This window comes from Spongiibacter pelagi (assembly GCF_014705705.1).
GTDB lineage: Bacteria > Pseudomonadota > Gammaproteobacteria > Pseudomonadales > Spongiibacteraceae > Spongiibacter > Spongiibacter pelagi.
This window is the reverse complement of sequence record NZ_JACXLD010000005.1, coordinates 113,947-127,701: the sequence shown is the minus strand read 5'-3', so window position 1 is coordinate 127,701 and position 13,755 is coordinate 113,947. Positions and strand designations below refer to the sequence as shown.

Below are 13,755 nucleotides of genomic sequence, written 5' to 3'. Positions count from 1 at the left end.
GCGATCAGTTATTGTTCAATTTCCGTACAGTCGATAGACTGTGTTCAATGACAACATAAGAATAACACTCTCCGAACACCTCGAGTCATGGAAGACCTCGTACCCAGCAAGTCGCACCCACGGTGCCGCAAGGAGTCAATTATGCGTAGTATTTCAATATCACTGGTTCTGCTTTCATCCGTCCTGAGTGCCTGTGGCGGTTCATCCTCACCGTCATCGTCTGGCGGCAGTGGCGGCGGCAATACCACGCCACCGGCTGAAATCAGTCGCTACTCCATGGCCAACGGTTGCTACGCCCTGCAAGATGCTGGCAGCGACACCTTTATTAGCCGTGACGATGGCAATGGTTATCGCAGCGGTGCCAGCACGACCCTCGCGGCTGAATCCTTTTATATGCGCCCCGCCACCCTCGGCAAATATCTGTTTTACGGCCGCGATGGCGTATTTTTAACAGCCGCCCCCGGCGCGACCACACAAAGTAGCGAGCCCAGTGATGATGCTATTTGGACGGTGGATTACAGCGAGGTCAGCAAAACCTTCACGATTACCTCTGACACTACTGGAGAAAAACTGGCGCTTGGCCAAGACGGCGCATTAATCACCAGCTCAACGGCCAGCCCATTTGATTTTAAATCGACCACCAATTGCAGCAATTTCCCGGAAATGCCAGTAGATGTGGCAGGCGCAACGTTTAAGGGCAATGGGGTTGATCAACCTATTATCGGCTTTGCCGATGTTCACACCCATATGGGCATGTCTAGCGAAATGTCCTACGCCGGTAATGTCGGCCCCTCGGCGGGCGGCGTGCTGTACGGCGAAGTATTTAATCGCTTTGGGGTTAGCAAGGCCTTGGAAAATTGTGAATCGTTCCACGGCCCCAACGGCATTCGCGACGCCAATAATATTCTTGAAACCGATCCCACCGGCACCCACGACACTCAAGGTTGGCCAACGTTTGTAGATTGGCCAGCGCGCAATTTCCTCACCCACCAAGTGATGTATTACAAATGGGTAGAGCGGGCTTATTTGGCCGGCTTGCGCATCATGATTAACCACGGCACCAATATCAAAGCCCTGTGCGAAGTGGGCAAAACCTACTCGCTCACCCCGGATGCCGACTGCGACGATATGAGTATCGCCACCAAGCAGGTGCAATACTTATATGAGGTGCAGGACTATATCGACGCCCAAAGTGGTGGCCCCGGCAAGGGCTGGTATCGCATTGTAAAAAGTCCAGAAGAAGCCCGCGAAGTGATTAACGAAGGCAAACTGGCGGTTGTATTGGGCGTAGAAGTGGCGCAAGTATTTGATTGCGGCGTTACCATCCTGCCAGACGGCAGCGAGCAGCGTAACTGCGATACCGCACAAATTGACGAAGAGATTCAAAATCTGTGGGATCTAGGCGTGCGCCACGTTTACCCCTATCACGACATCAACTCCTCATTGGGCGGCACCGGCATTTTCAGTGGCGACGTAATTAATTTCCTGAACTTCCTCGATACCGGCCGCTTCTGGGAAACTGTGGATTGCCGCGACTACCCCGAAGATGAACCGGTAGTTCGCCTACCCGGCGCGGAAATGACCACCTCAATTCCCGGCACCGGCGAAGACCCGCTGACCGCATTGCTGCTGGAAACCACCGGCGGCACGTTGCCGCTTTATCCGCCCGGCCGTCAGTGTAATTCACGCACCGTCACCGATTTGGGCGATTACGCGCTGCGCGCACTGATGAAACGCGGTATGGTCATCGATATTGACCACGCGGCATATCACAGCAAAGACATCATGTTAGATATTGCCGAAGAGTTGACACCTTCCTATCCCATGGCGTCCTCTCACGACGCCCACGGCGGCCTAACCAGTGATCAGGCGGTTCGCATGCTTGAAGCGGGCGGCACCATTTACCCCTATAAAGGCAGCGGCGTTAAACACACCGAGTTTTTAGAAAAATTGAAATTCTGGCGCGAAAAAGCCGGTGTTGCTGACACATTATTGGGACTTGGCTACGGTGCCGATGCCAATGGTTTTGGCGGACACCCCGGCCCGCGTGGCGGAGATTCCGAACCCGTTGAATACCCCTTCACCCTGTTCCAAGGTGAAGAATGGGGCGCGCAGTTTGCCAATTTCTCTCCCGTTAGCGTTGGCCTACTCACTGTTCAGGAGAGCGGCAAATTCTGGCATATCGATGAAGTAGGTATGGCCAACTATGGTTTGGTCGCAGACTTTGTGGAAGAGGTTCGACTCGAAGGCGGCAAGGAAGGACTCGACGCGCTATTCAATTCCGCCGAAGGCTATGTGCGTATGTGGGAACGTGCCTACCACCATCCTAGCAGTGACAATGCCCAATGAGTCGCAGCTTACGTTTACTACTCATCATCGCCACGGTCGCCCTACTGGGCGGGCTGTGGCTAGGCTTAAAACCCCAAACCACACAAATTAGCAGCGACAACTGCTGCGAACTTCGCTGGGAGAATGGCCAAAAATCCGGGCCAGATACCATTCGCGTCACTCAAGGGGATAATGTAGAAATCAGAATTTTCAGTGATAGTGACAACGCTGTTCACTTACACGGTTATGAGCTTCACCGAGAAATTCCTGCGGGCGAAACGGCGATTATGGCACTGCAAGCGGAGCACTCTGGACGCTTTATGCTAGAGCTGCACAACGGTGATATTGTGCTGGCGTATCTCGAAGTCTTTCCCGCCAATCAGTAAATGAGCTCTCGCACCGTTAAAGCCTTTTTCCCCAGTATTTCGACCCTGCTTTATTGCTTCGCACTTTTACTGCCGGAAAGTGGCCTCGCCCACTCCTTTGGCGAACCCTATCAACTGCCGATGCCCTACTGGATGTATATCTATGGCGCCATGGCAGCACTGATTCTTTCTTTTGTGGTGCTGGCCCTGTTTATCAACAGTAGCAGCGCCCCGCCTGAGCGCTTCCAAAAAACATGGACTAGCCGGCGGGCGTATCAATTTATTCAGTGCTTTCGGCTGATTGGGCTGATTAAAACTCTGGTCTGCGGCAGTTTTTTGCTCGCCTTGGTCGCCGGCCTCATCGGCAGCGGCGATTCCTACCGCAACTTTAATATGACGTTTTTCTGGATTGTATTCGCACTCGGAGGAGTGTATCTCTCGGCCTTAATCGGCGATTGGTACGCGCATTTCAATCCTTGGAAAATACTGGCCAACTCACTGCCCGGATTTCAGCAAGCGCGTATCACCTATCCCACTCGCTTAGCCTATTGGCCAGCACTGATGCTGTATATGGGCTTTATCGGTTTGGAACTGTTTGGCGATATCAAACCCTTCTCGCTCTCGGTGTCACTGCTAATTTTCACTGCGATACAACTACTGGGCTGTTTCCTATTTGGCAGCAAACACTGGTTTCACTACGGTGATTTTTTCGCGGTGATGTTCCGCCTAAGCGCCTTGATGTCGCCCTGCACCTTGCATCAACAACAAATCGACAAACAAAACCCTGCCCTCACTCTAACGCTACGCATTCCCTTTAGCGGGTTGTTAAATCAAAGGCCCGAACATTTTAGCCTGCTGGTTTTTTTGTTGTTTATGCTGTCGTCCACCGCATTCGATGGCCTGCGTGAAACCGCGCTTTGGTTTAACCTGTTTTGGAAAGACCCTTTTAATATTCTTACGCCCTTACTTGGTCGCAACCCGATCTACGAATACGTCATGTTGCGACCTTGGTATATCGGCTTTGAAAGTCTCACCCTTGTCATTTCGCCGTTTATCTATCTGGGGTTATTTTTAGTCTTTCTCTGGCTGGGAAAAATAATCACCGCAAGCAAAGACAGCTTGCTAACACTGGCCAATCAATTCGCCTTTAGCCTACTGCCAATCGCCTTGGTGTATCACATCACTCACTATTACACCTTGCTGCTAAGCCAAGGCGTCAAAATTCGTGGACTGATTTCAGACCCCTTTGGCTGGGGCTGGAACCTGTTTGGCACCGCGATTACCGGTCGGATTCCCGTATTGCCGGATATGGGATTTATCTGGGATAGCCAAGTCTGGCTAATTTTGATTGGCCATGTCGCCAGCGTGTGGATTGCCCACTTTGAAGCGCTGCGTTATTTCCCCAGCCACCGCAAAGCCAGCCTCAGCCAATTGCCGATGCTGGCACTAATGGTGCTTTTCACCGGCGCTGGCTTGTGGATTTTGGCGCAGCCGCTTCAGGGATAAAACAAGCGTAAAGTTTAGGCCAAGCCGTCATTGCCTTTTTACATCTCTGCTCTATAGTGGTAGCCGAACATACCCCCAGGAGCATACCAAAATGCCGACTCTCCTCGCCAAACACGTGCACTCCTTGCTCAAATGCCTTGGAGCAATGCTGGTATTTGTCCTACTAACGGCTTGCCAAGGTGATGACTTTACCGCGCTCACCCCAGACTCGGCTCGCACGGCTTACAACAGTAATCCCGCCAGTTTTCTCGATGTAAGAACCCAAGCAGAATGGGATGGCGGCCACCTCGTTGGCGCAGAACATATCCCCCTCGACAAACTCGAAAAGTCGGTCAGCGCGGTATTTCCCGACAAGGATCAAGCTATTGTGGCTTACTGCCGCTCGGGACGTCGCGCCAGCAACGCGGCGCAAATTTTAAAAGGCATGGGGTATAGCAATATCAGCGTAGTGGTGGCCGGCGGTTATGCTGAGCTGCGTCAGGCCGGCTATCCCGTTGAAGAGCGCTAATGGCACTAATGGCTGGCCTGACTATCTCGAAATAGCGCTGGCGTGATTCCCGCCCAGCGCTTAAACGCTTTACCAAAAGCACTTTCATCAGAAAAGCCGAGGGCCTCGGCAACATCAATAACCGCCGAGCCGGCAAGTAACTGCTCTTCGGCCAGCTTTTGTAGCAGACGGCTACGCAGCAATTTAAAAGTGGTGCCTTCTTCCTGTAGCTTGCGCACTAGATGACGACCACTCATTCCCAAGCACTCGGCTATGCGCTCCTTGCCCCAAGAAGGGTGTAAGCGAATCAGGCTTTGCACATCGGCACTCAAACCAATGCGCTCCAATTCTTGCAGCATTTGATCGGCGAGTACGCGCAACTGATCGCGCATTGCGCGATTCGCCTGAATCAGTGGCATGGCTTGCAGCGCCGGATCAAACACCAAGGCATTGCTTGGCGCATTGAAATGCACACTGGCATTAAGCAGAGGCTCGTATTGTGCGGCCGCCCCCGCCGAGTCGTGAATAAACTGCACGCGCCGAATTTGAAAGTGATCGCCAGTTACCCAGCGCGCCATATTCAATACACAGGCCATTACTGTTTCCACGCGCTCGCGCCGCCGAATATCGTAACGCGGCTCATACACCAACAGGCAGTTCGCGCCTTCAAAAGACAAAGAGAAATCGCCGCCCTCGCCGACAATGGGGTGGTAGTCGAGCAGTAATTCGATCGCCTCGCCGAGGGTTTCACAACTCATCAGCAGCATACCGACAAGGTCAAGATGCCCCACTTGCAGCTCAAGGCCAAGGCGCAAACCGGCCAATTCGTCCGCCGCCAAAGCGCAGTAGCTCTCCCAAATAGCGTCCTGAATATCCATAGGAATACGCGACTCATTCTTCACGCCATTAAGCAATGAGGCCGGCAAAACAATGCCGCGCCGCTCAGCAGCTTGAAATATTCCCTGGGTATAAGAGAGGGTGACGGTTGTCTTTTCTGACATTGTCCTAATGCGCCATTCAGAGCGTCCCGAATTAGCCATAACAGCGGTGTCGGAATGCATTATTCTGTGTGGTAAATCATAACAAAAATGGAGCGACTCGCATGTACGCTGTGATTGGTGCTGGCCCAATGGGTTTGGCCGCTGCCCGCAATCTCCAGAAATATGATATTCCCTTTATCGGCTTTGAACTGCACAGCGATGTCGGCGGCCTATGGGATATCGACAATCCCCACAGCACCATGTATGAATCCGCGCATTTAATCTCCTCGCGTCATATGACCGAGTACGCCGAATTCCCAATGGCCAAGGGCGCACCCTATCCCCATCACAGCGAGCTGCGCCGCTATTTTCGCGACTACGTCCAGCATTTTGATCTTTATGATCATTACCGCTTTAACACTCGGGTTACCAAGTTAGAACCCCAAGACGGCAAATGGCTGCTGAGCTATGAGACTAACGGCGAAGCGAATACCCAGCTATTCGACGGTGTGCTGATTGCCAATGGCACCCTGCACAAACCCAATATGCCAGCACTGCCCGGCCAGTTCAGTGGCGAGTTATTACACTCTGCCGATTACTGCAGCGCGGATGTATTTGCCAACAAGCGAGTACTGGTTGTGGGCTGCGGTAACTCGGCCTGCGATATTGCGGTCGATGCGGTACACCGCGCCAAGTCTGTCGATCTCTCGGTAAGACGTGGCTATTACTTCCTGCCTAAATTTATTGGCGGCCGCCCGACCGATACCCTCGGCGGCAAAACTCCGCTGCCTAGACCGCTCAAGCAAAAAGTCGATGCCGCCATGATCCGTATGGTGGTCGGCAAACCTTCTGATTACGGCCTGCCCGACCCTGACTACAAAATGTATGAATCGCACCCGGTGATTAACTCGCTGGTCCTGCACCACTTAGGTCATGGCGACATTAACGCCCGCAGTGGCATTGAAAAGGTCGAAGGCAACACCGTAACGTTTAGCGATGGCGCACAGGCCGACTACGATCTGATTTTATCCGCCACTGGCTATAAGCTGGACTATCCGTTTATCGACCGGGAATTGCTCAATTGGCCAGAGGGCGATGCGCCGCAACTCTACCTCAATTGCTTCCATCCCCAGCAAGACTCGCTATTTATGATGGGCATGATCGAGGCCACGGGCTTGGGCTGGGAAGGCCGCAACGAGCAGGCCGAATTAGTGGCGCTATATATTAAACAGCGTGAGGCAGGCGCAAAATCAGCGGAATCGCTAACCCAGACAATCCGCGCCTTTGGCGGCGACCGTATGGATGGCGGCTACGCCTACCTCAAACTGGAACGCATGGCCTACTACGTTCATAAAGAAACTTATCGCCGGGCGATTCTTAAGCATCTTAAATTACTGAAGTCCAACTGATGTACGCCGACATCCCCATTCATTTCAGCACCGGCAATATGCTGCTGCTAAACGCGATTCTCGCGGGCATGATTTTTGGGGTTTCTATCGGCCTCAAGCGCGAAGATATGCTGCGGGTTATTCGCCAGCCCCGCGCCCCCATTGCCGGCATGATCGCTCAGTTTATTTTACTGCCCGCACTCACGGCTTTAGCCTGCTGGCAATTCGCCATCGAACCCGAATTGGCCATGGGCATGATTCTGATTGCCTCTTGCCCCGGCGGCACATTTTCCAATGTAATGACCTGGCTGGGGCGCGCCTCGGTGCCTGTGTCTATCAGTATGACGGCGGTGTCGAGTTTATCGGCCATTATCATGACGCCGCTAAATTTCAGCCTGTATTCCTATCTGAATCCCTATACCCGCCCCTTAATGCAGCAGATCGCCATTGAACCCGGCAATATTTTGCTGCTGGTTTTTCTGGTGTTGATTCTGCCGATGTTGCTGGGCATGGCCGTGGGTCGCCGCCATCCAGATTTAGCTGAGCGCGCTGAAAAACCCATGCGCGTGGTGACCCTAGCGGTGTTTGTTATTTTTGTTGCGGTCGCGTTTTCCAATAATCAGGCGGCGATCGCGCAATATGCCAAGCAGGTGATGGTATATGTCGCGCTGCAAAATCTTGGGGCACTGCTACTCGGCGATTTGACCAGCCGCGCCCTCAAACTCAATCAAGCCGAACGCCGCGCCGTCACCATGGAAGTCGGTATACAAAATTCGGCGCTTGGCCTGTCCATTATTTTCAGCTTTTTTCCCGAAGCCGGCGGCATGACACTCATCGCCGGTTTCTGGAGTTTCTGGCATTTAATGGTCGGCTTACTGCTGGCAATGTACTGGTCTAAAACCGCGGAGGAACCATGCCTGAAGCCATCCTGATTACCGGCGCAGCGGGTTATATCGGCAGCAAACTTGCGGAGCGGCTTAGCAATAGCTTTGAGGTTGTGGGCGTAGATATCCGCGAACCGTTAAAGCCCTGCGGTAAATTTTATTGCTGTGATATTCGCGACCCGCAATTAAAAACCATCGTTGCAGAAAACAATATCAAGCGCGTGGTTCACCTTGCCTCGGTACTGGAAAGCAGCAAGGATGAGCAGCGCGATTACGATATCGACGTTAACGGCACCCGCAATGTGATTGAAGCGTGTTTAGAGGGCAAGGTTGAGCAGTTGATTGTGACCAGCTCTGGCGCAGCCTATGGCTATCATGCCGACTCTCCCGCATGGATTGACGAACAAGACGCGCTGCGCGGCAACCTTGAGATTCCCTATTCCCATCACAAATATTTAGTCGAGCAATTGCTTGCCGAAACCCGCCAACAGCACCCAGGACTCAAGCAATTGGTGCTGCGCCCCGGCACGGTACTGGGCGCCAATACCCGCAACCAGATTACCAATTTATTCGAAAAGCGCTTTGTACTCGGTATTCGCGGCTCCGACACACCCTTCGTGTTTATCTGGGATGAAGACGTACTCGGCGTTATCGAACAAGGGCTGCGCAATGGCCAACAAGGTATTTTTAATCTGGCCGGCGATGGCTGTTTAAGTATTGCCGAAATTGCCCAAAGGCTTAAAAAACCACTACTAAAACTGCCCGCCGCATTGATCCGCAGCGCCTTAGGCGTCGGCCACGCCCTCGGTTTAAGTCGATACTCACCGGTGCAAGTGAAATTTATTCGTTATCGTCCGGTATTACATAACCGTCGTTTAAAAGAGGAGTTTGGCTACCAACTGCAAAAAACCTCGGCGGAAACCTTCGACTATTTTCTTGAGCACGCCCGCGCCCGAGGACAAATTGCATGAGCGCCCGCTATATTGTTATCACTGGCGCCGCCAGCGGCCTTGGCTGGGCATTAACAAAAGCGCTGTTTGCCCGTGGTGACAACTTGCTGCTGATCGACCGCGATGCCACCCTGCTCGCAGAACGCCAGCAATCGCTTGGGGTATCGCAACGCATCACCACCGCTGTGGCCGACCTTGGCTGCGCTGAAGGTATTGCGCAAGCCTTGAGCCGTATACACGACAGCTTTGACCGGGTAGACGTATTAATTAATAACGCGGGGATTACCCACCGCTCATTGGCCGGGCAAACCAAGCCGGAAGTCTTGCGGAAAGTGATGACCGTAGACTGGCAAGCCCCGGTTGAACTGGCACTGGGCCTGCTGCCCAAACTGCGCCAAAGCCGAGGCAGTATTATTAATCTCGGCTCAATGGCGGGTTGGATGCCGGTATTAGGCCGCGCGGGCTATTGCAGCGCCAAATCTGCACTCGGGCAGTTTTTTGAAGTGCTGCGTGCAGAAGAGCGCGACAACGGCCTTCATGTTTTGATGGTGTATCCCGCTTTTGTTAATACCAATATCGAACAGAATGCCTTGGGCGGCGATGGCAATGCCGCCCAACATGCACGCTCAACCATTGGCGGAATTAGTGAGGCGGAGCCTTTGGCGGAAAAAATTATCCGCGCATTGGATAAGCGCAAAGCGCGCCTCTATCCCCATCGCGGCATCTGGCTGGCAAGTCTTTTGTGGCGACTGCAACCGGATATTTTTCAGTATTTAATGCGCCGAAAATTCGCCGTGGAACTAGAACAAACTTAATCAATAATTTTGTTCATTCACGAATAAACACCGCTATGCTGTAAGTGATTTGAAAATAACGAGGGCAGGTGATGACCATAAAACCAACAACACACCGACTAGCAATAACACTCGCCGGCCTTGGCTGCGCCATCGCAGCAAGCCAAGCCGCCTTGGCTCAGCAACGTCAGGGCCGGGTGATTGAAGAGGTTGTCGTTACCGCCCAAAAAACCCAACAATCCCTGCAAGATGTGCCTATCTCAATCAGCGCCTTGGGCGGCGATTTTATGCAGGAAAACAATATTGGCGACCTGGTTGAGGTTTCAACTTATGTACCCAATGTTCGCGTTGAATTTACCAGCCCCTCCTCACCGCAGGTATTTATTCGCGGCTTTGGCACCAATAGCTTTAATCCCAGTTTTGAGCCCGCGGTCGGCTTAGTCAGCGATGAAATCTTTTTTGGCCGCGCCGGTTACTTCACCAGCTCGATGTATGACCTAGACCGAGTAGAAGTCTTGCGCGGCCCACAGGGCACACTATTTGGCAAAAACACCATCGCCGGGGTATTTAATGTCGCCAGCCGCCGCGCACCAGCGGAAGAAGGCTTGGAAGGCAAGCTCAGTTTAAAATCAGAAAACTATGGTGAAACCCGGCTGGAAGCTGGCGTGGGTTATCGCCTCAGCCCCGAGTTGGGGTTTCGTCTATCGGTCATGGACTGGCAGCGCGATGGGCGCATTGAAAACACCTTGTTGGAACGCAAGGAAGATGACCGCGACCAAACCGCCTTCCGCATCAAACTACAATGGCAGCCCAGCGACGCACTCAGCGCTGAATTAATTGCCGACAAGTCAGAGATGAATGTTAATTTCTGGCCTCGGCAGTTAATGAAGTTAGATAGTGATACCCGGGAATACCTGGAAAACTTCGATCCTCAAATTGAAGATGATCCCTTTAATTTTCAAACCAGTTTCAACCACCCCGGCACAATGTTTCAGGGCACTGAAACCCTTAGCCTAAAAACCCAATATGACTTTGGCGAAGTCGGCGGACTCGACTCGCTGGAGACCACGCTGATCGCCGGCGCATCATGGCTGGATGTGGAACAGAATCAGGATCTCGATGTATCCCCAGCCGATCTGTTGATTCTTGATGAAGTCGACGAATACCAACAAACCAGTTTCGAATGGCGCTTTAACGGACGCGCAGCAAGCCTGTTTGGCCTCGGCAGTGATGTGGAATTTATTACTGGGCTTTACTACTTTCAGTCCGATTTTCACATTATTGCGGACGTCATTCTGGGACAAGATATTGCATCTTATGTGGTCACCAAAGATGCTCAGCAAATGCTTAGCGGCGAAAGTAATGTACCCGGCAATCCACTCGGCGGCACCTTGGGCGGCCTGATTCCTCCGCTTACCGACGTGATTAATGAAACCGATTACTACCGCTTTGATTATGTTCAAGACACAGAAGCCACCGCGCTATTTGGCCAAGTTTCATGGAATATAAACGAGCAGTGGGTACTCACACCCGGGCTGCGCTATAACGAAGAAACCAAACTCTCCACCCCCACCGGCACCTCGGTTTGCACCAATAAAGCGCTATTACCCTGCCTGACTCCAACCGTTATCGGCGCGAATGATTACGCCCCCGGCACCATTGAGCGCACCGAGCGTAAACTGTCTCCCAAGGTCTCGCTGGCCTATTACATTAACGAGTCGGTGAATGTGTATGCCTCGACCGCGATGGGATTTAAAAGCGGCGGCGTGAATGCCATTTCTTTTACTGGCGAACAGCTGGAATACGAGCCTGAACAAGCGCAGTCTATTGAGCTGGGCTTTCGTAGCCAATTACTCGACAACACCCTGAAATTGAATGCCACCCTATACCGCATGGATTTTGATGACTTGCAGGTACTGGCCTTTAACGGTTTGTTCTTCGATGTAACCAATGCCGCCGCTGCTTATTCAGAAGGTTTGGAAGCCGATATTCAGTGGTTAACGCCCTATGAGCCACTCAGCATTGATGCCTCGCTGGGGTATTTGCGAGCACGCTATAAAGATTATCAATCAGCGCCCGCACCGATTTCTGAAGGTATTGGCGCACTACAGGATTTAAGTGGCGAAACCTTGGCCTTTGCGCCGGAGTTATCTGTCACGCTAATCCCTTCTCTGGAATATCAGCTAGGTAACTTTGAACTGAAAACCAGCCTGACCATTCAGCATCGCGGTGAGCACTACACCGATACCGACCTCGATCCCAATACCCGGATTCCAGCCACCACTACACTGGGGGCAAATCTATCCCTTGGTCATGCTTTGCAAGGTTGGTCACTGGCGATTGGCGGTAAAAACCTGACGGATGAGCGCACTTTGAATCAGGTGATAGATACCGCTATGTTCCCCGGCACTTATAACCCCAGCCAAAATCCGGGCAGACAAGTCTACGCGAGCCTAAATTTTAGCTGGTGAGTTTGTAATTTCCTGAAACTGTAATCCCAAAAACCAAAAAGGGCCGCAATGCGGCCCCTTCCATAAAACCAGAAACAACTAAACGCTTAGCCGTTCATTTTCACTAAGAACTCATATGTCTTCTTCGCAAAGTTGGTATAAGGCGGACGCAGCATTTCCATTGGCGACCAGCGTGGCTGGTAGTAGATGGGACGCAGTTTAGAGAAGCTCATAAAGCCTTCTTTACCGTGGTAGTGACCCATACCGCTAGGACCCACACCGCCAAAAGGAATATCGTGCTGGCCCACGTGGTACAGCGCATCATTCACCGTTACACCACCAGACATCACACGCTCAATATACATATCCTGCAGCGCTTTCTTGTTACTGAAGGGATACAGCGCCAGTGGACGGTCGTGGCTATTGATGTAGTCCACTACTTCGTTTTCATTGTTGTAGGTCAACACCATCAGCAGCGGACCGAAGGTTTCGCGATTGCGAATGGTCATATCGGCGGTGGTATCCAGAATCAAATGCAAGGGCATTTTACGCGCCGCTTGGTTGCCTTCTTGACCGTTCAGATTGATAACCGTCGCACCCTTGCTGGTCGCATCATCGATAGTGTCTTGCAAACGCTTAAAGGAGCGGTCATCAATCACGGAGGTGTAATCAGGGCTGTTAATGTCTGGGCAGTGCTTGGCAGTCCACGCTTTTGCCGCCGCAACAAAGGCCTCTTTCTTGTCCTCAGGCACAAACACGTAATCCACATTGGTGCAGATTTGGCCCGCGTTGAACTGCTTGATGAACATAATGCGATCAACGGCTTTCTCAATGGAGAAGTCTGGCGCAATCACCGCAGGCGCTTTACCGCCTAATTCCAAAATAACTGGAGTCAGGTTCTTGGCGGCAGAAGCCATAACCGCTTTACCGGTTTGACCCGAGCCGGTGAATACGATCAGGTCGAAAGGAATTTGTGAAAATTCAATGCCGACACCGCCGGTCTCTTCAAAGAACGCCAACTTGTCTTCAGAGAAATATCGGGGTGAAAGCTCAATCAACAAACGCGTCAGATTGATCGAATTTTCCGACATCTTAACCATGGCGCGGTTGCCGGTAGCAAAGGCGGTCGCCAACTGGCTAAAGCACAGATTGATTGGGAAATTCCAAGGAATAATCAGCCCCACCACACCCAGCGGCTGAGGCACAACGCGGCTCTTACCACCGGGGAACATAGTTTGATCAACGTGGCGCTTTTGCGGCTTCATCCACTTTTTGGTGTGTTTCAGCAGATCATCAATACCGCCTGCGGTAGAAATCACTTCGGCAAACAAAGACTCCTGACGACAGCGATTGCCGTAATCCTTATTGATCGCTTCAATAATCGCTTCGCGGTTTTCCATCAGCAGGTTTTTCAGGGCTTTTAAGTCTTGCTTGCGCTGATCCAGAGAGGGATAAGGCTGCGCAAGATAGGCTTTGCGCTGGTGTTCAAAAGCGGCTTTCAGTGTTTCGGCAATGGCATTGGTTTGCTGGCCAAAATCGGCGGTTTGTACAACTTGCATGGTTCACCTCCGTCAACTGGCTCAGCCAGTTTTTTGGATGAAAGATAATCCAGCGTGCGACCCT

At 52.1% G+C, this 13,755-nt stretch carries 11 protein-coding genes; 9 read left to right on the top strand and 2 right to left on the bottom strand.

Going from position 1 to position 13,755, the window contains the following annotated elements:
* Nucleotides 1-141 precede the first annotated feature (141 nt).
* The 4 genes from IB286_RS10350 (at nucleotide 142) to IB286_RS10335 (ending at nucleotide 4,707) form a co-directional block, all read left to right on the top strand.
* Nucleotides 142-2,349: a peptidase M19 gene (locus tag IB286_RS10350; RefSeq protein WP_190765219.1), complete on the top strand. Its 2,208-nt coding sequence runs from the start codon at nucleotides 142-144 to the stop codon at nucleotides 2,347-2,349.
* The gene (locus tag IB286_RS10345) at nucleotides 2,346-2,714 is read left to right on the top strand and encodes a cupredoxin domain-containing protein (protein WP_190765217.1); all 369 of its coding nucleotides are present in this window, start codon (nucleotides 2,346-2,348) and stop codon (nucleotides 2,712-2,714) included. The genes IB286_RS10350 and IB286_RS10345 overlap by 4 nt, the downstream gene beginning before the upstream one ends.
* On the top strand, nucleotides 2,715-4,199 hold the full coding sequence (locus IB286_RS10340; protein ID WP_190765215.1) for a hypothetical protein: 1,485 nt from the start codon (nucleotides 2,715-2,717) through the stop codon (nucleotides 4,197-4,199).
* Nucleotides 4,200-4,290: 91 nt separating this feature from the next.
* On the top strand, nucleotides 4,291-4,707 hold the full coding sequence (locus IB286_RS10335) for a rhodanese-like domain-containing protein (RefSeq protein WP_190765213.1): 417 nt from the start codon (nucleotides 4,291-4,293) through the stop codon (nucleotides 4,705-4,707).
* A gap of 5 nt (nucleotides 4,708-4,712) precedes the next feature.
* Here IB286_RS10335 and IB286_RS10330 read toward each other — a convergent pair whose 3' ends face one another.
* Nucleotides 4,713-5,687, bottom strand: coding sequence for an AraC family transcriptional regulator (locus IB286_RS10330; RefSeq protein WP_190765211.1), 975 nt, complete (start codon nucleotides 5,685-5,687; stop codon nucleotides 4,713-4,715).
* Between the two features lie 101 nt (nucleotides 5,688-5,788).
* On the opposite strand from IB286_RS10330, the gene IB286_RS10325 reads away from it, so the two are divergent.
* The 5 genes from IB286_RS10325 to IB286_RS10305 all read left to right on the top strand — a co-directional run bounded on the left by IB286_RS10325 (nucleotide 5,789) and on the right by IB286_RS10305 (nucleotide 12,153).
* Nucleotides 5,789-7,075 (top strand): flavin-containing monooxygenase, encoded by a 1,287-nt coding sequence (locus tag IB286_RS10325; protein WP_190765209.1) that lies wholly within the window; start codon nucleotides 5,789-5,791, stop codon nucleotides 7,073-7,075.
* Nucleotides 7,075-7,986, top strand: a complete 912-nt coding sequence (locus IB286_RS10320) for a bile acid:sodium symporter family protein (protein WP_190765207.1) — start codon at nucleotides 7,075-7,077, stop codon at nucleotides 7,984-7,986. The genes IB286_RS10325 and IB286_RS10320 overlap by 1 nt, the downstream gene beginning before the upstream one ends.
* The gene (locus tag IB286_RS10315; RefSeq protein WP_190765205.1) at nucleotides 7,968-8,909 is read left to right on the top strand and encodes an SDR family oxidoreductase; all 942 of its coding nucleotides are present in this window, start codon (nucleotides 7,968-7,970) and stop codon (nucleotides 8,907-8,909) included. The genes IB286_RS10320 and IB286_RS10315 overlap by 19 nt, the downstream gene beginning before the upstream one ends.
* On the top strand, nucleotides 8,906-9,703 hold the full coding sequence (locus IB286_RS10310; RefSeq protein ID WP_190765203.1) for an SDR family NAD(P)-dependent oxidoreductase: 798 nt from the start codon (nucleotides 8,906-8,908) through the stop codon (nucleotides 9,701-9,703). The genes IB286_RS10315 and IB286_RS10310 overlap by 4 nt, the downstream gene beginning before the upstream one ends.
* A 71-nt stretch (nucleotides 9,704-9,774) precedes the next feature.
* Nucleotides 9,775-12,153, top strand: coding sequence for a TonB-dependent receptor (locus IB286_RS10305; protein ID WP_190765201.1), 2,379 nt, complete (start codon nucleotides 9,775-9,777; stop codon nucleotides 12,151-12,153).
* 86 nt (nucleotides 12,154-12,239) lie between these two features.
* Here IB286_RS10305 and IB286_RS10300 read toward each other — a convergent pair whose 3' ends face one another.
* Nucleotides 12,240-13,691 (bottom strand): coniferyl aldehyde dehydrogenase, encoded by a 1,452-nt coding sequence (locus IB286_RS10300; RefSeq protein ID WP_190765199.1) that lies wholly within the window; start codon nucleotides 13,689-13,691, stop codon nucleotides 12,240-12,242.
* Nucleotides 13,692-13,755: the final 64 nt, after the last annotated feature.

Coding starts and splice junctions, on each gene's coding strand:
- IB286_RS10315 (WP_190765205.1), top strand. CDS start 7,968: ATGCCTGAAGCCATCCTGATTACCGGCGCAGCGGGTTATATCGGCAGC.
- IB286_RS10350 (WP_190765219.1), top strand. CDS start 142: ATGCGTAGTATTTCAATATCACTGGTTCTGCTTTCATCCGTCCTGAGT.
- IB286_RS10320 (WP_190765207.1), top strand. CDS start 7,075: ATGTACGCCGACATCCCCATTCATTTCAGCACCGGCAATATGCTGCTG.
- IB286_RS10340 (WP_190765215.1), top strand. CDS start 2,715: ATGAGCTCTCGCACCGTTAAAGCCTTTTTCCCCAGTATTTCGACCCTG.
- IB286_RS10345 (WP_190765217.1), top strand. CDS start 2,346: ATGAGTCGCAGCTTACGTTTACTACTCATCATCGCCACGGTCGCCCTA.
- IB286_RS10300 (WP_190765199.1), bottom strand. CDS start 13,691: ATGCAAGTTGTACAAACCGCCGATTTTGGCCAGCAAACCAATGCCATT.
- IB286_RS10335 (WP_190765213.1), top strand. CDS start 4,291: ATGCCGACTCTCCTCGCCAAACACGTGCACTCCTTGCTCAAATGCCTT.
- IB286_RS10310 (WP_190765203.1), top strand. CDS start 8,906: ATGAGCGCCCGCTATATTGTTATCACTGGCGCCGCCAGCGGCCTTGGC.
- IB286_RS10330 (WP_190765211.1), bottom strand. CDS start 5,687: ATGTCAGAAAAGACAACCGTCACCCTCTCTTATACCCAGGGAATATTT.
- IB286_RS10305 (WP_190765201.1), top strand. CDS start 9,775: ATGACCATAAAACCAACAACACACCGACTAGCAATAACACTCGCCGGC.
- IB286_RS10325 (WP_190765209.1), top strand. CDS start 5,789: ATGTACGCTGTGATTGGTGCTGGCCCAATGGGTTTGGCCGCTGCCCGC.